At 69.5% G+C, this 19,997-nt stretch carries 15 protein-coding genes; 8 read left to right on the top strand and 7 right to left on the bottom strand.

Annotated elements, in window-relative coordinates; all coding sequences use genetic code 11:
* Positions 1 to 593 precede the first annotated feature (593 nt).
* The 3 genes from J2853_RS26820 to J2853_RS26810 all read left to right on the top strand — a co-directional run bounded on the left by J2853_RS26820 (position 594) and on the right by J2853_RS26810 (position 3,045).
* Complete coding sequence (locus J2853_RS26820; RefSeq protein WP_307562635.1) at positions 594 to 1,412, top strand: alpha/beta fold hydrolase; 819 nt, start codon at positions 594 to 596, stop codon at positions 1,410 to 1,412.
* 91 nt (positions 1,413 to 1,503) lie between these two features.
* Entirely contained in the window at positions 1,504 to 1,830 is a 327-nt protein-coding gene (locus J2853_RS26815) for a WhiB family transcriptional regulator (RefSeq protein ID WP_307562633.1), read from the top strand.
* A gap of 420 nt (positions 1,831 to 2,250) precedes the next feature.
* The gene (locus J2853_RS26810) at positions 2,251 to 3,045 is read left to right on the top strand and encodes an alpha/beta fold hydrolase (protein ID WP_307562631.1); all 795 of its coding nucleotides are present in this window, start codon (positions 2,251 to 2,253) and stop codon (positions 3,043 to 3,045) included.
* Positions 3,046 to 3,113: 68 nt separating this feature from the next.
* Here J2853_RS26810 and J2853_RS26805 read toward each other — a convergent pair whose 3' ends face one another.
* From J2853_RS26805 to J2853_RS26795, 3 genes are read right to left on the bottom strand one after another with little or no spacing between them, the layout of a single operon-like run.
* Positions 3,114 to 3,779 (bottom strand): response regulator, encoded by a 666-nt coding sequence (locus J2853_RS26805; RefSeq protein ID WP_307562629.1) that lies wholly within the window; start codon positions 3,777 to 3,779, stop codon positions 3,114 to 3,116.
* Complete coding sequence (locus tag J2853_RS26800; protein ID WP_307562627.1) at positions 3,776 to 4,912, bottom strand: sensor histidine kinase; 1,137 nt, start codon at positions 4,910 to 4,912, stop codon at positions 3,776 to 3,778. The genes J2853_RS26805 and J2853_RS26800 overlap by 4 nt, the downstream gene beginning before the upstream one ends.
* 18 nt (positions 4,913 to 4,930) lie before the next feature.
* A complete protein-coding gene (locus J2853_RS26795) occupies positions 4,931 to 6,784 on the bottom strand; it encodes a serine hydrolase domain-containing protein (protein ID WP_307562625.1) in 1,854 nt (617 codons plus the stop codon).
* Positions 6,785 to 7,695: 911 nt separating this feature from the next.
* Between J2853_RS26795 and J2853_RS26790 the strand changes: the two genes are divergently transcribed.
* The 4 genes from J2853_RS26790 (at position 7,696) to ctaD (ending at position 12,665) form a co-directional block, all read left to right on the top strand.
* Positions 7,696 to 8,088, top strand: a complete 393-nt coding sequence (locus tag J2853_RS26790) for a hypothetical protein (protein WP_307562623.1) — start codon at positions 7,696 to 7,698, stop codon at positions 8,086 to 8,088.
* Positions 8,089 to 8,464: 376 nt separating this feature from the next.
* Positions 8,465 to 9,442 (top strand): aldo/keto reductase, encoded by a 978-nt coding sequence (locus tag J2853_RS26785; protein WP_307562621.1) that lies wholly within the window; start codon positions 8,465 to 8,467, stop codon positions 9,440 to 9,442.
* Between the two features lie 165 nt (positions 9,443 to 9,607).
* A complete protein-coding gene (locus J2853_RS26780; RefSeq protein WP_307562619.1) occupies positions 9,608 to 10,441 on the top strand; it encodes an MBL fold metallo-hydrolase in 834 nt (277 codons plus the stop codon).
* Positions 10,442 to 10,961: 520 nt separating this feature from the next.
* Complete coding sequence (gene ctaD / locus J2853_RS26775; RefSeq protein WP_307562615.1) at positions 10,962 to 12,665, top strand: aa3-type cytochrome oxidase subunit I; 1,704 nt, start codon at positions 10,962 to 10,964, stop codon at positions 12,663 to 12,665.
* A gap of 206 nt (positions 12,666 to 12,871) precedes the next feature.
* Here ctaD and mshB read toward each other — a convergent pair whose 3' ends face one another.
* Entirely contained in the window at positions 12,872 to 13,723 is an 852-nt protein-coding gene (gene mshB, locus J2853_RS26770) for an N-acetyl-1-D-myo-inositol-2-amino-2-deoxy-alpha-D-glucopyranoside deacetylase (protein ID WP_307562614.1), read from the bottom strand.
* A gap of 118 nt (positions 13,724 to 13,841) precedes the next feature.
* Complete coding sequence (locus J2853_RS26765) at positions 13,842 to 14,849, bottom strand: helix-turn-helix domain-containing protein (protein WP_307562612.1); 1,008 nt, start codon at positions 14,847 to 14,849, stop codon at positions 13,842 to 13,844.
* 1,027 nt (positions 14,850 to 15,876) lie between these two features.
* Here J2853_RS26765 and mshA point away from each other — a divergent pair.
* Positions 15,877 to 17,151, top strand: coding sequence for a D-inositol-3-phosphate glycosyltransferase (gene mshA / locus J2853_RS26760; protein WP_370879341.1), 1,275 nt, complete (start codon positions 15,877 to 15,879; stop codon positions 17,149 to 17,151).
* Between the two features lie 127 nt (positions 17,152 to 17,278).
* On the opposite strand, the gene J2853_RS26755 is transcribed toward mshA, so the two are convergent.
* Both J2853_RS26755 and J2853_RS26750 read right to left on the bottom strand, forming a co-directional pair.
* A complete protein-coding gene (locus J2853_RS26755) occupies positions 17,279 to 18,028 on the bottom strand; it encodes a tyrosine-protein phosphatase (protein WP_307562608.1) in 750 nt (249 codons plus the stop codon).
* A 38-nt stretch (positions 18,029 to 18,066) separates the two neighbouring features.
* Positions 18,067 to 19,494, bottom strand: coding sequence for a condensation domain-containing protein (locus tag J2853_RS26750; RefSeq protein ID WP_307562606.1), 1,428 nt, complete (start codon positions 19,492 to 19,494; stop codon positions 18,067 to 18,069).
* Positions 19,495 to 19,997: the final 503 nt, after the last annotated feature.

Genomic DNA, 19,997 nt, shown 5'->3' with positions numbered 1-19,997 from the left:
GATCTCCGGTGAGCCGGTCGAGGGCCGCGGCGGGCGCCCGGCGCCCGGTCCGAGTACGGAAGCGTGTTCTCCGGGCCGGCCGGGGCCGGGTTCCGGAACAGGGGGGAGCCGCCCGGGAGACCGTGCGGCACGATCGTGGGCCCGTCCTTCGGGCCCGTTTCGCGGTAGAGGGCGGTCAAGCCGTTGACGTCTCCGGTGAGATGGCGGACGGGAGTAATCGTGGCCTCCAGATGAGAGCGGCGCCGGTCGGTGAACCCAGCAAACGCCTGACGGGATCGGCCGACATCACACGGATACGTGACATGCCACGGGAAGACCTGGCAGGTCAGCCGGTAGTCGGGGAGAGGACCGTCCGGTCGGGCGGATCCGGTCGCGAGCCGCGAGCCGGTGCCGCGATCTCAAGTCTTCGTGTGATGTCTCCCGCCGTCGCCGCTGGAACGGTGGAGCACGCACCGGTTGGGGAAGCCGCCGGGCGAAGCAGCACTCTCACGGACGTGCGCAGGTACGGCCACGGGGGATCGGACCAGCCCACGCCGTGTCGCCCGGCGGTTCCCTCACCGGCTCCGCTTTATCCCGTAATGAAAGGCTTTGTCATGCTTTATCTGTCGTCCGCTTCGCGGAGCGCCGCCGTCGCACTCGGCCTGGCCGTCGTCACGATGTCCGCCACTCCCGCCCTGGCCGGCACCGCCGCGCACAGCCTGCCCACGGTGGTGCTGGTCCACGGAGCCTGGGCCGACACCAGCAGCTGGGACGGGGTCGTCACCCAGTTGCAGCGACGCGGCTACCCGGTGGTCGCAGCGGCCAATCCGCTGCGCAGCCTGTCGGGAGACGCCGCCTACATCGCGGGCATCGTCAAGGGCATCCGCGGCGAGGTGATCCTGGTCGGCCACTCCTACGGCGGCACCGTGATCACCAACGCCGCCCGCGACGCCGCCAACGTCAAGGCCCTGGTCTACGTGGCGGCGCTCCTGCCGGACAAGGGAGAGAGCACCGAGACCGTGCTGGACCCGAAGAAGTACCCGGGCAGCCTGATCGGCCCGGACGCCCTGGACCAGCGCCCGTACGCCGACACGGCGGGCAAGGGCGTGGACATGTACATCAAGCAGTCCAGCTTCCCCAAGATCTTCGCGGCCGACCTGCCCATCACCACGGCCCGCCGCATGGCCGCCACCCAGCGTCCCTTCGCCGTGGCCGCCTACGCCGGTCCTTCGGGCACCCCGGCGTGGAAGAAGATCCCGGCCTGGGACGTCATCAGCACCAAGGACAAGGCCATCCCGCCCGCCGGGCAGCGGTGGATGGCCAAGCGCGCCGGGGCTCACGTCGTCGAGGTGAACTCCTCGCACACCGTCCAGGTCAGCCACCCGGTCACCGTCGCCGACACCATCGTCGAAGCCGACCGCCGTACCCGCTGACACCCCGGCGCAGGACCGGCACGCCTGTCGCCACGGGCGTGCCGGTCCCCTCGCATCAAACCCATCAGCATCGAACAGTCAGGTGGCGGCCATGAACATCGCCCGGCAGCACGACAATCTCAGCGACTCCCGACCGAACCTGCGCTGGACGGCCCGCGGGGCCTGTCTGGACAGCGACCCCGACCTGTTCTTCCCGCTCACCTGGGACGAACAGCCCGCCCAGCACAGCGCCTTGGCCCGGCGGATCTGCCTGGCCTGCCCGGTGCGCCTGCCCTGCCTGGCCTGGGCCGTCGAAACCGGCGAACCGGACGGCATGTGGGGCGGCACCACCCCCACCGAGCGCCGCCGCATCCGCTCCACCCGCGAACGGAAGACCGCGGCACGGGCGCCCGTCCGGGTATGCGAAGACGGGGACTGACCTGCGGGAGATCCGGCTGAGCGGCCAGGACGTCGCCCCTTGGTGCCCAGGTGCTCCCCGGGGCGCCGAGGACGGGCATGCGCGGCGGCCGGCTCCGCCGCGGGCGGCATCGGCATCGCACGCGGCCCGGACATGACGGCGGGATCCATCTCAGGCATTCATGCGATGTCGAGGATCACGCGGATCGGCAGATTGGGTCAGGTCCGAACGGGCGACGCACGCGAAGGAACGACATGCCCCACATCCGAGACCCGCGGTACGGGGTCATCGCGAGCGGCCCGCACGCCGTCGGCCGGACGCGCACCGACCAGGTCGACGCCGCCCTGTTCGGCTTCCGCGAATGACCGCCCCCTCATGGCGCCGCCCGGAGGGGGACGGCACCACCCGCATCCCCGTCATGACAACAAGAAGGATTCCGCGATGCCCCGCCTGAAGACCGCCTTCGCCGCCGCACTGGTCGTCCTGACCGGAGCGCTGGCCGCGCAGCCCGCGAACGCGACCGCCGCGCACAACGCCAAGCCCACCGTCGTCCTCGTTCACGGAGCCTGGGCCGACGCCTCCGGCTGGAACGGAGTCATCACCCGGCTCAGGAAGGACGGCTACCCGGTGCTCGCCCCGGCCAACCCGCTGCGCGGCCTGGCCTCCGACGCCGCCTACCTCAAGGGCCTGCTCGCCACCGTGGACGGGCCCGTCATCCTGGTCGGCCACTCGTACGGCGGTTCGGTCGTGACCAACGCCGCGGGCGCCGACCCCGACGTCAAGGCCCTCGTGTACGTCTCGGCCGTCATCCCCGACCAGGGCGAGTCCGTCTTCGACCTGTCCACCAAGTACGCGGGCAGCAAGATCGGCGACAACACGATCAAGACCGTTCCGCTGGCCTCCGGTGACGCCGACGTCTACGTCAAGACCGAGGGCTTCGCCGACATCTTCTCCGCCGACCTGCCCCGCTCCACCAGCGCGCTTCTCGCCGCCACCCAGCGGCCGATCACCTACGGCGCGCTGACCGAGCCCTCCGGCGCGCCCGCCTGGAAGACCATCCCGTCCTGGGCGCTGATCCCCCGCGACGACCAGGTCATCCCGCTGCAGGCCCAGCGCTTCATGACCGCCCGCGCCAAGTCCCACACGGTCGAGGTCTCAGGTGCGCACGCCGTCCTGATCTCCAAGCCCGGTACGGTCACCCAGCTCATCGAGACCGCGGCCCGCGCGGTCGACTGATCGTTCCTCCATGGCCGGCTCCCTTTCACGGGGGGCCGGCCGATTCGCGTTCACCGAGCCCGACGCCGTCAACGGCGCCAGCGGCCCGGCTGGATGAGGCCTGACTCGTACGCGCAGATGACCGCCTGGATCCGGTCGCGCAGGCCGAGCTTGGTCAGCACGTTGCTGACGTGCGTCTTCACGGTGTGCTCGCTGACCACCAGAGCCGCGGCGATCTCGGGGTTGGACAGGCCCTGGCCGAGCAGGGCGAGGGTCTCTCGCTCGCGGCCGGTCAGCGCGTCCATTCCGGGCACCTCGATCGGCGGGCGGGCGTTGCGGCGGACGAGGTCGTCGATCAGCTTCCTGGTCACGACGGGGGCGAGCAGCGACTCCCCGGCCATGACGACTCGTACGGCGTGGACGAGATCGTCGCGCCGCACGTCCTTCAGCAGGAAGCCGCTGGCACCCGCGTGCAGAGCCTGGTACACGTACTCGTCCTGGTTGAAGACGGTCAGGATGACGACCCTGGTGTCCGTCTCGGCGCAGATCTTCCTGGCGGCCTGGATGCCGTCCATGACGGGCATGTGGATGTCGAGCAGCGCGATGTCAGGAGCGTGGGCACGCACCGCCTCGACGGCTTGGGCGCCGTCGCCCGCCTCGGCCACCACCGTGATGTCCGGCTGGGTGTCGAGGATCAGGGCGAAGCCGCTGCGTACCAGCTCGTGGTCGTCGGCGACCACGACGCGTATCGTCACGCGGCGGCTCCCGGCAGGCGTACCGAGACCGCGAAGCCGCGCCGGTCCGGTCCGGGGCCGAAGGACGCCGAGCCGCCGCACGCGGCCGCGCGCTCGCGGATGCCGACCAGTCCGTGCCCCGAGCCTCCGGTGTGGCCGCGGCCGTCGTCCGTCACCCCGATCACGAGTGCGTCCTTTCTCCAGTCCAGTTCCACGGCGACCGTGGCCGCGCGGGCGTGCTTGACCGCATTGGTGAGCGCCTCCTGGATGACCCGGTAGGCGGCGGCCTCCACATCCGGGGGCAGCGGGCGCGGCGTCCCGTTGACGGTGAGGGTGGTGCGCTGCCCGGCGCGGTCCACGCTTTCGCACAAGGTGCCGATCCGTGCCACGGTCGGAGGGGTCTCGGGCGAGGACTGCCCCAGCAGGCCGAGCAGGCGGCGGAGCTGGTCCATCGCGTCGCGCCCGGTCGTCGCGATGGCGTCGAAGGCGGCCTCGGCGCGGACGGGATCGGGTCGTACGGTCAGAGGCCCCGCCTCCGCCTGCACCACGATCAGGCTGATCGCGTGCCCGAGGACGTCGTGCATGTCCCGGGCGATGGCCGCCCGCTCCCGCTCGACCGCCCGGTGCGCCTCCCTCTCCTTCTCGCGTTCGAGCTGGCGGGCGTACGCCTGCCGGTTGGCCACGGCCCGGCCCATGGCCCAGGCCGCGACGTACAGCACCAGCGCCCGCACGGTGGTGTCCGCGCTCGGCGTGTGCAGGATCAGCCCGGCGAGCTGGACGGCGGCGCCCGCCGCGAGGAGAGCCGGCGCCCACGCCCGTGTGCGGCGCGAGCCGTGCACGGCCACCGTGTAGATCGCGATCAGCAGCGCGTACGGGATCGGCTGCTCCGCGGTGTCGGGATCGTGCAGCAGGTACATTCCCCCCGCGGCCATCACCACGACCAGGACCGGCAGCGGTGCGCGCCGCCGCCAGATCAGCGGCAGCGCCTGGCCGAGCACGGGCAGGTACTGCGAAAGCGTGTAGCCCGTCACCGGGTCGGCCGCCCGGGTCGTCAGGAGGAAGGGCGCCGAGTGGGCCGCGAGCACGACCAGTGCGATCGCGATGTCCGCGGCAAGCGGGGGGACACGACGGGCCGAGCGGACAATGGTTGACATAAGTGACGAAAGCATAGTTCAGGTCCAAGATGGGCCGACGAGGTTGTACGTGACCGCCACGACGGCGAACGCGGTGACGCCGAGCGCGACCAGGGTGTAGGCGATCCTGCCCGGAGTCCGCCACCAGCGCTTCCACCAGGCGATCGCCGAGCAGGCCAGTAGGGAGGCGGCGAGCGGCACCGTCAGCGATGCCCCCACGAGCAGCGCCATCAGCACGGGAGCCCGCTGAAGGACCAGCGGCAGCGCTCGTCCCTCGTCCGCCAGCAGGAAGCCGAGCCCGACCACCACGACGATTACGGACACGCTCGCGATCCAGGCGAGCAGCCGGGCGATCCGCGGCGCCCGGGGTGAGGCCGGGGCGGGGGTGCCGTGGCGTCGACGGCGGGCAAGCCGTACCGCCGCCGCGGCGGGGAAGCCCAGGAGAGCGGCCACCGCGGCCAGGAGCGCGGCGCCCAGCAGGGCGAGGTGCAGCGACGGGTGGTCCAGCGGGCCGATCCGGTCGAAGACGACCGTGCTGCGGCTGATCGCCAGTTGCCCCGGCTCGGGGAAGGCGATCCGGTCCCAGCCGCCCTCCTCCTGAAAGACACCGGGCTCGAACTGGATCCAGCGCCGCAGGCCGCCCTTGAAGCCGGTGGTGAGGATCGCGCCGTCGGCGGTCGCGGTGACGTGTACCGGGGCGTCCGCCAGCGCCTGCACTTTCAGCAGACTGCCGTGGCTGGTCCTGCTGCTCTGGTACCAGCCCTGGTAGCGCTCGGCGGAGACGCCGGACAGCGCCTTCACCGACGGCGGCCTCGCGGCCGGCAGGTACCGGTCGATGATCTTTTCGGCCAGCGCGAACCCGTCCAGCCCGTGCCGTCCGGTGCCGTCGCCGTTGGACATGACGTGGATGCCGATGCCCTGCTCGGGCAGCAGGAACATGTAGGAGTGCATCCCGGGCATGTCGCCGCCCTTGAACAGCATGCGATGTCCGCGGTACGGCGACTCCTCCCAGACGAATCCCATGCCGGGCAGTCGAGGGTCCTCGGTGTACTGCTGCCGCTGCATCTCGGCGGCCACCCCGGAACCGAGCCGCGCGTCCAGCGAGAGCTGGGCCCGCATGTACCTGGCCATGTCCGCGGCGGTCGAGGCCGGGCCCGCGCCGGACGCGGTGAAGTCCGCGCAGTCGGCCCGGGCCGCCGAGCCGTCCACCAGGTACGCCCTGGTGTCCTCCAGCCCGCCGCAGGCGATGACGGAGTCGTTCATGCCGAGCGGCTCGAACACGTGGCGTCCGACATACTCCTCGAACGGCATCCCCGAGACGATCTCCACCAGGTAGCCCGCCAGGGCGACGCCGTAATTGCTGTAGGAGACGCCGGTGCCGGGCGGACGCAGCCGGGCGGGCTGGGTCGCGGCCAGCGCCTCGCCCAGCGGCCGGACGTCCTTGCCGCTGCCGACCACGTAGTCCTCGTCGAACCCCGCCGTGTGGGTGAGCAGGTTCCGCAGGGTGACCGGACGCCCCGGATAGGTATCGCGGATCTTGAAGGTGGTCAGGTAGGTGTTGACGTCGGCGTCCAGGTCCAACCTGCCCTCGTGGACCAGTTGCAGGGCGGCCTGGGCGGTGAACAGCTTGGTCTCCGAGCCGATGAGGAACCGGGTGCGCTCGGGATCCACCGGGATCCGGCGTTCCACGTCGGCCAGGCCGTATCCCTTGTCGACCACCTCCCTGCCCCCCGCGACCACGGTCACGGCCACGCCGGGGACCTTCTCCTCGGCCATGGACGTGGCGACATACTCGTCGATCAGAGCGCCGATCCCCGGAAGGTCCGGTGGGGGCTGAGCGGCGTGGACCGGGCCGGCGGCGAGGACCAGCGCGGTGATGAGTTCCGTGAACATGCCGTCAAGGCTCCTGCGAACCTCCCCTGCGGCACATCGCCGACGTCACCCATCCGGTCCTCCCTCACTCAGGGGAGGGCCGGAGCACCCTTGGGGTCGGCGGTGCGCGACCGCGGTCGCGGCCTCAGCGTCTGTACGGCTCTCAGCATGCTTGACCGGCCGATTTCAGAAATGTGTGCGAGGCGATCGACGGCTTGACGGTCATAACCCGCCGCGTGCCGTCAGCGGCATCGCGGAACGTCGAGGGCATCGTCCGGACGGACGGACGGGCGGGCGGGCGGCTCGGATTCTCCCGAGTGTCCGCATCCCCCAGCTCGCCGAAAGTCTCCGCGGAGGTTTGATCCTTCTTTCCGTCGTCGAATTCGGTTGTGGGGGCGAATTTTCAATTCGCCGATCTGTGGACTGATTTTTTTCGGCGTTCAGCCGCGTGTTTTTATATATGGCATTCCTGTTTCGCCGTGAGATCGATGCGTTCCGGCCGTGACCTGCCACGATCTCGTTCGTCTCGCATCCGTGGTGCCCCCGTGCCGTCCTCCCGTGTCGTCGCAGGACGTCGCCGCGCGATCAATTAGGAAAAAAAGGGATAAAGCGGTCTAATTCCACCGCCTTCTTCCTTCTCGTATCGACATATCCCTCCCTTCTTGCCTGTCGCGCCGAAAGGCCCTCCCGTCATGCGGCCTATGCGACAAATCCGACATTAAATATATTTCACAGCAAAACCATCAATAAGGGTCCAACAACCTCAATAAAGAGATAAGGAGACAGCAAAAGCTGTCGACCTCTGTTTGTCGCATGACTTCACAGGAAACTACGACAATCAGGGACGCCCATCAGTGGCCATCCCAGGCACCTTCCAAAAAATCTGGGAAATGTCGAAATCGGGGCAACTGATCCTTCAGGGAGAAAATGCAATGCCCAACGTCAAAAGTGTCATCGCAGGGTTCGCCATCAGCACGGCCCTGGCCGGCGGAATCGTGAGCCTGGGCGCGGCGACCACCGCGGCCAACGCCGGCACCGCCACGGTCACCGCGGGTGCGAGCTTCATCAACTGTGGTGGAGGTGGCTGCGGCTGGCGCCGTGGCTGCTGCTGCCGTCACCACAGCTGCCACCACCACAGCTGCTACAGCCGCCACCACGACAGGAGGTTCCACCTCAACGTGAACCTCAACAACAACAACACCACTGACGCGAGAGAAGAAGTCAACAACACCAACAACAACAACAACGTCACGGCCGACGGCCACGACTCGGACTCGGGCCGTCACCACGACGGCTGCCGCCACCGCGGTCACCGCGGGTGCTGAATGAAGACCGTTCTCCGGCTCGGACGCGGCATGGGGTCGAAACACGCTGACCACATGTAACAGGATTCGGGGTTGGAAAGAACCCCGGTCCCGCGACGAAGGGGAAGAGTGCCCGTGTTCGCTGCGATCATGGCGTTCCATTGTTCATGATCGCTCTGTTGGACACGGGCACTCAGAACGCGATCGCCGAAGCCTCACGTCGCGTTCCGACGTGAAATCTCGTTCACACGACCCCTCCCGCCTCCGGGGTCACCCCCGTGCCGTCCTTGAGCGGCCTCCGGCGCCGGGCTCCCGGACGAGGGCTGGTTCCCGATCTTGTGCGCGTATCGGCCAGACTGTGACCTCCACGTATTTTCCAACTCAGGGGTCCTTCATCATGGAACAACGCGAACTCGGCAGGACCGGCCGGAACGTCGGGGTCATCGGTCTGGGCGCCTGGCAGCTGGGTGCCGACTGGGGAGACGTGAGCGAGGACGACGCGCTCGCCACGCTGACGGCCGCCGTCGACGCGGGTGTCACCTTCATCGACACCGCCGACGTGTACGGCGACGGCCGTAGCGAGCAGATCGTCGGCAGGCTCATCAAGGACCGTCCGGGGCTGACGGTCGCCACGAAGATGGGCAGGCGGGTGCCCCAGGAGCCGTCGGCGTACACGCTCGACAACTTCCGGGCGTGGAACGACCGCTCACGCGCCAACCTGGGGGTCGACACCCTCGACCTCGTCCAGCTGCACTGCCCTCCCACCCCCGTCTACTCCACCGACGCGGTGTTCGACGCGCTGGACACCATGGTCGAGGAGGGGCGTCTCGCCGCCTACGGCGTGAGCGTCGAGACCTGCGAGGAGGCACTCACCGCGATCGCCCGCCCGAACGTGGCCAGCGTGCAGATCATCCTCAACGCCTTCCGGCTCAAGCCGCTTGAGCAGGTGCTTCCCGCCGCCCAGAAGGCCGGGGTCGGCATCATCGCCCGCGTGCCGCTGGCCAGCGGTCTGCTGTCCGGCAAGTACGACGAGCGCACCACCTTCGGGCAGGACGACCACCGCAACTTCAACCGGCACGGCGAGTCCTTCGACGTCGGGGAGACCTTCTCCGGGGTGGAGTACGACACCGGGCTCCAGGCCGTGCGCAGGCTCCAGTCGCTCGTGCCCGAGGGGATGACCACCGCGCAGTTCGCGCTGCGCTGGATCGTCGACCAGCCCGGGGTCAGCGTGGTGATCCCCGGTGCGCGCAACGCCGTACAGGCTCGGGCCAACGCCGCGGCGGCGGAGGCCGCTCCTCTGCCGGCGGAGGCCCTGTCCGGAGTGAGGGACGTCTACGACGAGCTCATCCGCCCCCAGGTCCACCACCGCTGGTAGGAGGGCTTCGAGGCTCCGGTCCTCCGCCGACGCGGTGGGACGCGCCGTCCGTTCGGCCGGGGGCGGGGGCCGGTCCGACGCCTTCGGTGTGAAACCCTGAAGAGAGAGGAGAGCCAGGAGGCGGTCGGGATCGTCGGGCGGCGGCGCCGTACCGGATGGAGGCCCATGATGGTTGATCTCAACGGGTCCGGTGTGTTCTTCATCGGCAACGCCACCATGCTGATCCGCTATCACGGGTTCACGCTGCTCACCGATCCCAACTTCCTCCATCGCGGCCAGCGGGCCTATCTCGGCTACGGCCTGAGCAGCCGGCGCCGGACCGATCCGGCGATCGAGATCGACCGGCTCCCGCCCCTCGACCTGGTGGTGCTGTCGCACATGCACGGCGACCACTGGGACCGGGTGGCGCGCCGCGGCCTGGACAAGGCGCTGCCGATCATGACCACGGTCCAGGCGGCGCGACGGCTCTGGGCCCAGGGGTTCGGCGAGGCCGTGGGGCTGGACACCTGGGAGGATCGGTCGATCGAGCGGGGCGGCCACACGCTGCGGATCACGTCCCTGCCCGGTCGCCACGCGCCGAGGCGGGCGCGGGCGCTGCTGCCCCCGGTGATGGGCAGCATGCTGGAGTTCGGCCGCGACGGCGGTCACACCGACCTGCGGCTGTGCATATCCGGTGACACGCTGATGGACGGCTGCCTGGCCGAGATCCCCGAGCGGTTTCCCGACATCGACCTGGGCATCGTCCACCTGGGCGGTACCAAACTCCTGGGCCTGCTGATGGTGACGATGGACGGCAGGCAGGGAGCCGAGTGGATCTCCCTCGTCCGGCCCCGGCGCGCGATGCCGGTGCACTACGACGACTACGAGGCGTTCACCTCGCCGTTGGGGGACTTCCGGCGCGAAGTCGAGCGCGCCGGCCTGTCCGACCGCGTGCACTACATCGGTCGAGGAGAGACGCACCCGCTGCCCGTACGGCCCGCGGGCGGCGATTCCCGGTAGCCGGGTGGGCCGGCGGTGCCGTGCTCGGGAAGGTCACGCGCCGGCACGGGAGGTTTCGGGCCTCGGATGACCGGGCGGGCGCGCCACCGTGAGGCGGCGTCGAGCGACGCCGGTGGGAAAGGCGCGTTGAACCGCGGCAGGAAAGGCGCGTTGAATGGCGGCGTCAAGCGCCGGTATCGATTTACGGATCTGATTCAACGATGTGCCATAAATGATTTGCACTGAAATGGCCGAGTTAATGGGCGACGACAACGGGGTACCGCACTGTTCGTCAGTAAAAGCGCGACGACGTGGCTGTTTTCCCATGGTTGGAGGCCACAGTGAATCCATCCCACAATGTACGTAGGCGAGTGAGTCGGAGCGTTCGGCTCGCCGGCTTGGCGTCGGCGCCCGGTCGGGGTGTGACGTGTTCTCCGTCGTATCGGAAGGTGATTCACCGGAGGCCGGTTCTCCGCGAGCCGGTTCGCCGTAGGGGCGCCGGAGCCGTTCTCGTCGGGACGCCGCTCATGAGCGAGGCGCCATGACGACATTCGAACAGTCTCGCGACGAGCCGCTGACCTCCCCGCTGGCGCCGCGCACGAGTGGCAAGGGCCAGATCCTGGCGTCATGGTTGTCGAGCACCGACCACAAGGTGATCGGATACCTCTACCTGATCACGGCGTTCGGGTTCTTCATGATCGCCGGGCTCATGGCCATGATCATCCGGGCGGAGCTCGCGCAGCCCGGGATGCAGTTTGTCACCCAGTCGCAGTACAACGAGTTGTTCACCATGCACGGCACGCTCATGCTGCTGCTGTTCGCCACGCCGCTGTTCGCCGGATTCGCCAATGTGGTCATGCCGCTGCAGATCGGCGCGCCCGACGTGGCGTTTCCCCGGCTCAACATGGTCAGCTACTGGCTGTTCCTGTTCGGCGGTCTCACCGCCCTCACCGGATTCGCGACCAACGGCGGCGCCGCCGACTTCGGCTGGACGGGATACGCCCCGTTGTCCACCGGGACCTTCTCCCCGCAGGTCGGCGGTGACCTGTGGTGCGTGGGCCTGGTGATGTCCGGGCTCGGCACGATCCTGGGCTCGGTCAACTTCATCACCACGATCATCTGCATGCGCGCGCCCGGCATGACTATGTTCCGCATGCCGATCTTCACCTGGAACGTGCTGCTGACCGGTGTCCTGGTATTGATGGCCTTCCCGGTGCTCGCCGCCGCGCTGCTCGTGCTGGAGGCCGACCGCAGGTTCGGCGCGCGCGTCTTCGAACCGCAGAGCGGGGGGCCGCTGCTCTGGCAGCACCTGTTCTGGTTCTTCGGCCACCCCGAGGTCTACGTCATCGCGCTGCCGTTCTTCGGGATCATCACCGAGGTGATCCCCGTCTTCAGCCGCAAGCCGATCTTCGGCTACGTCGGCCTGGTCGGCGCGACCATCGCGATCTCGGGCCTGTCGATGACCGTGTGGGCGCACCACATGTTCGCCACCGGGCGGGTGCTGCTGCCGTTCTTCTCCTTCATGAGCTTCCTGATAGCGATCCCGACCGGGGTGAAGTTCTTCAACTGGACCGGCACCATGTGGCGGGGACACCTGTCCTTCCAGACACCGATGATGTTCGCCATCGGGTTCCTGGTGACCTTCCTGTTCGGCGGTCTGACCGGTGTCATCCTGGCCTCGCCGCCACTGGACTTCCACGTGACCGACTCCTACTTCGTGGTGGCCCACTTCCACTACGTGGTCTTCGGCACCGTGGTGTTCGCGATGTTCGCGGGCTTCTACTTCTGGTGGCCGAAGATGACCGGCAAGATGCTGAACGACCGCCTGGGCAAGGTGCACTTCTGGACGCTGTTCGTCGGCTTCCACACCACCTTCCTGATCCACCATCTGCTCGGAGCCAAGGGCATGCCGCGCCGCTACGCCGACTACAGCCCGCTCGACGGCTTCACCGAGCTCAACATGATCTCCTCGGCGGGCGCGTTCCTGCTCGGCGCCTCCACGCTGCCGTTCCTGTACAACATCTGGCGCACCGCGCGCCACGCCCCGCGGGTGACGGTGGACGACCCGTGGGGGTTCGGCAACTCGCTGGAGTGGGCCACCTCCTGCCCGCCGCCCCGGCACAACTTCGACTTCCTGCCGACCATCCGCTCCGAGCGACCCGCCTTCGACCTGCACTACCCGAGGGTGGCCGCGCAGGCCCAGCCGCGCCAGCTCGACCCGGCCGAACCCGGCGAGTCGATCTGACCTCGGCGGCTCGACCTGACCTCGCCCGGCGAGGAGATCGGACCGCGCCGGCCCGACCCGGCCCGACCCGGCCGGGCCCGGCGAGGGGATCCGGCCATGTACGGACCGCTCCACGTCTCACGGACCCGTTTCTCAGCGGTCCCGCGCGGGGCTCGGGCCGAAAGCGGGCCGGGGGCGGTACGGGACCGCTCCAGGGCCCGTGCGGTCTAGCCGAAGAGGTCGGTCTCGTGGCCGTCCCGGCCGAGGGGGCCGGGCATGCCCGCGAGCAGCGTGTAGTACTCCGTGCCCAGCGCGGGCTGTCCCACGTTGTCGGACAGCGCGAAGAACGGGCCGTCCACGCTGAGCTGCGTGTGGTGCGCGCGCAGCGCAGCGAGCTTGGCCTCCAGGTATCCGGTCGCGTCGATCCTCGTGGTCACCTGCTCGTCGGGGATCCCGAAACCGAAGTCCTCGGCGGACCTCACGCGGTCGAACGGCCCCGTGCCCACCGCCCGTTTCAGCTCGGACATCGGCATCGCGGTGACGTAGAACCGGGAGGGCCGCCACGGTTCGCCCGTGCCGAAGGAAGGGTCGGCGGCCTTCTCGAACGCCCGCCACGCCACCCGGTGGGCCTGGATGTGGTCGGGATGGCCGTAGTAGCCGTTGTCGTCGTAGGTAACGACGACCTGGGGCCGCACCTCCCTGACGATGCCGACCAGCTCGGCCGCGGCCTCGTCGAGATCGGCCCGGAAGAAGCACGTGGGGTCGTCGTTGGTGGGCGTGCCCATCATGCCGGAGTCGCGCCAGCGTCCGGCCCCGCCGAGGAGGCGATGGTCCTTCACGCCGAGGGCGGCGCATGCCCGTGACAGCTCGCCCTCGCGGTGGGGGCCCAGCCGGTTCTCGCGGGCGGAGGCGAGGTGCCGGAGACCGGCGGGGACCACGTCGCCCTCCTCGCCGAGGGTGCAGGTGACCAGGCAGACGTGGGCGCCTTCGGCCGCGTACTTCGCCATCGTCGCACCGGTGCCGATCGACTCGTCGTCGGGATGAGCGTGTACGAAGAGAATGCGCCGGTCACGCGGCATGGTTGGTCTCTCTTTTCTTCCGGCCGTCATCGCGGTTCTCGCTTCCCGGCAGGTGGCCGCCGTCGCCTTTCCGCAGGCGGCCGTGCCGGGTGCACACGTCCCGGGTGACGCGGGGAATTCATCTGGCGTCGACGTATCCGGTCGTGGCGGCCCGGATCCCGGCCTGGAACCGGCTCACCGCGCTGAGGTTCTGGAGCAGCACGCCGATGTGGCGGCGGCACGTGCGCACGGACATCCCAAGCCTGCGGGCGACGGCCTCGTCGGTGAAACCTTCGGCCAGCAGGTTGACGATGGCATGGTGGATCTCATCGGTGGCCCCCTGATAGCCCATGTCGGAGGCGGAGTAGGGCGTCGCCGAATTCCACAGGTGCTCGAAGATCTCGCCGAGAAATCCGACGACGGCGAGGTCGCGGGCGGCGACGGCGCTCGACGCCGATCCCGACCCGCCCGGGTTGGACATGAACGCGATCTCGCCATCGAAGATCACGAGGTGGTTCGGAAGCTGGGGCGTCGTGCGGACGCTGGCGCCGGCGGCGACGAGCTTCTTGATGTGTCCCCTGGTGGGAAGGTCGGCGCGGGCACTGTGCTGGTAGAGCATTCGCAGGCTCACGCCCCGCTCCAGCATGGCCAGGTTGCGTGCCAGGGCGGCGTCCGGTGACGCGTTCCAGGAGGGGGTGCTGGGCTCGATGCTCAGCACTTCGCGGTGGCACGCCTCCGCGGCCAGATGCAGCGATCCGCGCACAGCCGCCTCGTCGGGCAGCGGCTCTATGGAGTTCGGCGGTTTCTTGCTGCGCTGGGCCTCGTCGTAGCCGTGCATGAGGGAATGCATCTGCGTGCGGATTCCGGTGATCAGATCGCGGCGGTGATGGATCTCCGTCTCCATCGGAGATATCAGCGAGGCCGCCGCTATCTCCGGATTCACCGGTACCAGGTTCGAGAGATGGCCGGGATCGGGGCGGAGCAGATGAAGTCGGGTCAGCTGGTCTATGGCGTCCTTGACGAAGCAGGGATCCAGGTCGAGTTCTTCGGCGACGTCGTAGGCCGTTCCGATATGGCCCTTGTGAAGCGCCTCGAAGTACACCGAGGCCACGTCTTCGTTGAGTGCGCGTGGATGTTCAGGCTGCAAATGAGAGAGGTACATCTCTATCCCCGTCGTTCACCGAACATGCGACAGACAATCGTTCTCCCACGGCTTTCCGGCGGAGCCGGTCGGGAGAGACGACCTGCAGGTTCCACGTGGAGTGAGTATTTTCCGATCGGCTCGCGTCGTGAGGTCGCCCGGCGTGAGGGCGGGCCGTCCGGACGGAGGATCGAGGTCGAGAGGGATGTACGGCCCCGGCCTTGAGCGCGCCCGGCGGAGGGGCGCCTGGTTCCAGGCAGCGTTCGGCGGATGCGGCCACCGGTGCGGCCGGGGCCCGCCTGGAGATGACCGGCTCGCGTGGCAGGCGAAGCCGTAGCCGCGCCTCCAGAGACGAAACCTGTACATCCGACAACCCACCCGCAAGCCTTCACCCCCTTGCAGCTCTTCTTGCCAGAGTGTGCCAGAAAATTGCACAACATTGCTAGATAGTTGTGATGAACCGTCTTCCCCGTCTTCTCGCGCCCGTCCCGCCCGCGTCGCCGTCCGGCGCGCTCCGGCCCCGCGTCCGACGATCGTCGCCATAACCGCACCCCAGGCCGCAGGCACCATGGTGATGGCCGATTGTTGCCACCGCGCCGGGCCCGAAGGGCCGGATCAAGTGGTTGACGTCGCCGTCTCCCAGAGTGTCTGATCACTAGCAGTTCGCGGCCGGCGAGTCCTGACGGGCCGCGGCTACGGCCGATCCACGGGCGGGGCCGGGGGCGCTTCGTTGGATTCCGCATCGGAAGTACGGCGAGTTCACCACGCGCGGCTGCCGTACCTCGTCAGCCTCCTCCTCCGGTCGTGGCAGCGGCGTGGTCCCCTGCGGGAGTGAGAGCGGGAGATGGGCTCACAGTCCCTCGCGGGGGTGAACGCGGACCTGGCTCGCGGTCCCTCGCGGAGGTGAGGGCGGACACGGCTCACGCCGTTCCGCTCGTGAACTCCGTACAGGCGCCGGGATTCCGTCACCTGAAGATCCCCAGCCCCGGGCGGGCGACGACACGCCGCCGGACGAGTGTTCAAGCGGAGGTGAATGCCCATGCCGCGACGCCTTCCCCGGAGGATCGCGACCGTCAGCGTCCTTACTTCTCCATTCGCCCAGCCGGGTGGGGGCGACGCCGGAGGACTCAACGTCTACATCGTCGAGGTCGCCCGGCGGATGGCCGCGTTGGACGTCGAGATGGAGATCTTCACCCGCGCGGTCTCTCCCGACATGCCCCCGCTGGCCGAGCTCGTCCCCGGCGTGCTGGTCCGGCATGTGGCCGCCGGACCCCCGAGGGAGCTCGGCAAGAACGAGCTGCCGGGCACCCTCGCGCGGTTCACCTCCGAGATGCTGCGCACCGGGGCCGCCCGCGAGCGAGGCGGCTACGACCTCATCCACGCCCACCACTGGCTGGCGGGGAAGGTGGGCGCGTCCGCCAAAAAGCGATGGGACGTCCCGCTCGTGCAGTCCATGCATTCGCTCGGCGCGGTCAAGAACGCGGCGCTGGTGCCGGGCGAGGAGCCCGAACCCGCCGGCCGTATCGCGGGGGAGACCGAGGTGGTGGCCGCGGCCGACCGGCTCGTCGCCAACACCGTGCAGGAGGCGAACCAGCTGATCACGCTCTACGGGGCCGATCCGGCCAGGGTGCGGACCGTCAATCCCGGGGTCGACCTGTCCCTCTTCCGTCCCGGTTCGCAGGCACGGGCACGGCACGGACTGGGCCTGCCCGTGGACGCCGTCGTCCTGCTGTTCGCCGGGCGGGTCCAGCCGCTGAAGGCGCCGGACGTGCTGCTGCGCGCCGCCGCCCGGATGATCCGGCACGATCCCGGCCTCGCCCGGCGGCTCGTCGTGGCGATCGTCGGCGGGCCCAGCGGGGCCGGGCTGACCGACCCGGATCACCTGGGCAAGCTCGCCGCCGAACTGGGGATCGCCGGTCGGGTCCGGCTGGAGCCGCCCTGCCCCCAGCCGGAACTCGCCGACTGGTACCGGGCGGCGACCGCGGTCGTGGTGCCCTCCCACGCGGAGACGTTCGGTCTCGTGGCGGTGGAGGCTCAGGCGTGCGGCACGCCCGTGGTGGCCGCGGCCGTCGGCGGCCTGCGTACGGCGGTGCGGGACGGGATCTCCGGGGTGCTCGTGGACGGGCACGACCCGGCCCGGTACGCGCGTGCGCTCGGGGACCTCGTCTCGGCGCCGCGGCACCTGCGGAGGCTCCAGGAGGGCGCGCTCGCCCACGCCTCCCGTTTCGGCTGGGAACAGGCCGTCGACCGGTTGCTGACGGTGTACGACGAGGCCGTGAACGACGCCCTGACGACCGTGGACGCGTGAAGGGCCGCCACGGCGGTGCGGCGGGGGCGCGTGAGGGAGACGGCCACGGACCGGCCGAGCCGGTGGCCGTCCCGCAGGGGTCCCCTGCCGGTGGGCGCAGGGGCCGGCGGGAGCCCGAGCGGGTGGCTCAGTCCGCGGGTCCGAGGATCCGGGCGCGTACGGAGGTCAGCTCGGCGTCGCTGACGCCGCCCGCGCGGAGGTAGGCCTCGGCGTCGAGCGACTCCACCGTGGAGAGGATGATCTCGCGGGCGGAGGTGTTCGCCCGGTCGAGCAGCGCCTGGATACGCGGGGCCTCGTCGGGCTCGCCCAGCTTGGCGTAGAGCGGTCGCAGGCGGACGGTGCTCAGCTCGTAGTCGGCGGCGATGTCGCCGGGGGAGACGCCCGCGAGCGCGAGCAGCAGCAGGGTGACGAGCCCGGTGCGGTCGCGACCCGCGACGCAGTGCAGGAGGACGCCGCCGGGCTCGGCCCGGGCGATCGCGGAGACGGCCGCGGCGCAGCGCTCCGCCTTCCGCTCCAGGAACGGCCGGTAGTACAGGGGTGTGCCGTACACGCCCTCGCCCAGTCCGTTCCAGAACCCGGTGTCGGCGCGGTCGTCCAGCGGCACGCGCACGGTGGTGAACCCCGCCGGGCGGCGGTCCACCGCGGAAAGGTGCTCGCCGTCGTTGCGCAGGTCGACGACCGTACGGATGCCGTAGTCGGCGAGCGCCGCCCAGCCTGCCGGGGTGAGGCGGTGGGGAGTGTCGGAACGGACGACGGCGCCCCAGCGGGTCTCGCGGCCGTCGGCGGCGCGCATGCCGCCCAGGTCGCGGACGTTGTGGCAGCCGTCCCAGTCGAGATGCCGGTCGCGGACCGCCCGGCGACGCGCTTGATCTTCCATGTGACCATCTCCCGGTTCGGTTCTCTCCGGTACCCGCACTACGCGATCGTCCCCGGACGGCCGAACACCGGCGTGTCCAGGGTGTACCCCGAAGCCGCCCAGACCATCAGATCCTCGATGTGCAGGAGCATGCTCTCGGCCGTCTCCCCCCAGCCGGTCTCCTCACCCCACTGGAGGCTGAGGACGGCGCCCGCGCGGCGATGGAGCACCGTCAGCATGTATCTCGCGCCCAGGGGCCGGGGCGGGGCGAAGGTGACGGTCCTGTCGCCCGCGGCACCGCCGGCGGGGAACCCGTCCTTCTCCGCCGGCCACACCGGGTTGAAGTCGTTCGTGACCGAGTCGTCCATGTAGCTGAACCGCGGATAGGCCACCCCGGTCTTGTAGAGATCCTCAAGGATCTCCTCGCACATCCGCTCGGTGGCGTACGGGTCGGCGTTGGCGAAGCGGTGGCCGGACAGCTGCTGGACGGCGCAGTCGGCGAGGGCCCGGCGGTAGGAGTCCGCGGGGGACCGGCTCGCCAGCTCGGGAACGAGCACCGGCATCGTCATGGTCGCCTTCCGCACCGAGCGGTTCGCCCCGGCGGAGAACCTGTTCGCGGAGATGGCGAACAGGCCGGCCCGCGGCGACCGCTCCACCGCGCAGACCGCGGTGCCGAAGGCGAGGAGGAAGGCGGCGGAGGGGGACACCCTCGACGCCCGCGCTATCGTCCCGGCCGCCTGCCCCGCGCGGCGGGAGATCAGCCAGCAGGAGCGGAACGACCCCTGCTCGGAGGAGGGCCGGGACCGGGCGGGGGGAACGGCGCGCGTGTGGCCGTCGAGCGCCTTCCTGAACCCGCGCAGCCGCTGTTCCCAGTAGCTCAGGGCCCGTCGCTGGTAGACCAGCCCGGCAGGGGAGGTCTCCGACAGCGCGACGTCGATCGGCTGCTCGGCGGCCACGGCGCCGAACGGCTCGCGGCCCGCCACCCGCGACCTGATCGCGTTGTTCAGGTCGTCGCACAGCACCCGCATCCCCCACGGATCGATCGCGACGTGGTCGACGACGACGTCGATCCGGCGGGCGCGCCCGCCCGGCGCGTACAGAACGACCTTGACGGGCCACTCGTCGCCGATCCGGAAGCACGTGCGCCGCCAGGGCGTGTCGAACCGCCGACGGCCCGCGACGTCCTCGTCCGTCACCTGGATCACGTCGCCCAGCCGCTCGTCGACCGGGCAGACGTACTGGCGGCTGCCCTCCTGGCCGGCGCGGTGGATCAGCGAGCGCAGCCCCTCGTGCCGGAGGAGGACGTCCCGCACCGCCGTGACGACGTGATCGACGGGTACGTCGCGTCCCGGTATCACGGCGCAGATGTTGTCCTCGAAGGAGGTGTCGGTGTCGGTGGGAATCCAGTGGACCCACTCCTGCTGGGCCCAGGTGAGCCTTCCGCTCCGCACCACCGGTGAACTCGGTGACCATTCGGATCCGGCCATAAGAAGTCTCGCCTTCGAATATCGACATTCTCCCCCGTGGTCGGAATTCGAAATGGTGAAAGGAGGGAGAAACCGCCACGGCCGACCTTCGGGCCCGGTGATATTTCAGGGAGTCAACGGGAATTCCGGTGGAATTTCACGGGTCGTGAGCTCGTCGGCCGATAGTGATCAGACACTCTCCGGGGCGGCGCGGTCAACCTCTCGGGCCGGGCCTTCGCGGCCCGTGCGCCGGCAACAAGTGGCAGACCACATGATGTCAGCGGCAGGCGTGGGGTCGTCCGTCACCCCTGAGATGCTGGGAACGGTCCATTGTGGTCATTGATATATCAGTCATGAATTTTTACTGCTTGTGGGTATATATAGACATCTGTCATCATCTCGTCGTGATTATGATGGATCGCCTTTCGGGGGCGCGGCCTGTCTGCGGGGAATTTGTCATGAGGACGGTTCCGCGGCTCCCCTTCTCTGACAATCCGGCATTCGGAGAGCCCGTCGCGGCGGGC

Origin of the sequence: Streptosporangium lutulentum, assembly GCF_030811455.1 — a bacterium.
GTDB lineage: Bacteria > Actinomycetota > Actinomycetes > Streptosporangiales > Streptosporangiaceae > Streptosporangium > Streptosporangium lutulentum.
The sequence above is the reverse complement of the archived record's forward strand: the minus strand, read 5'-3'. Positions and strand labels throughout refer to the sequence as shown.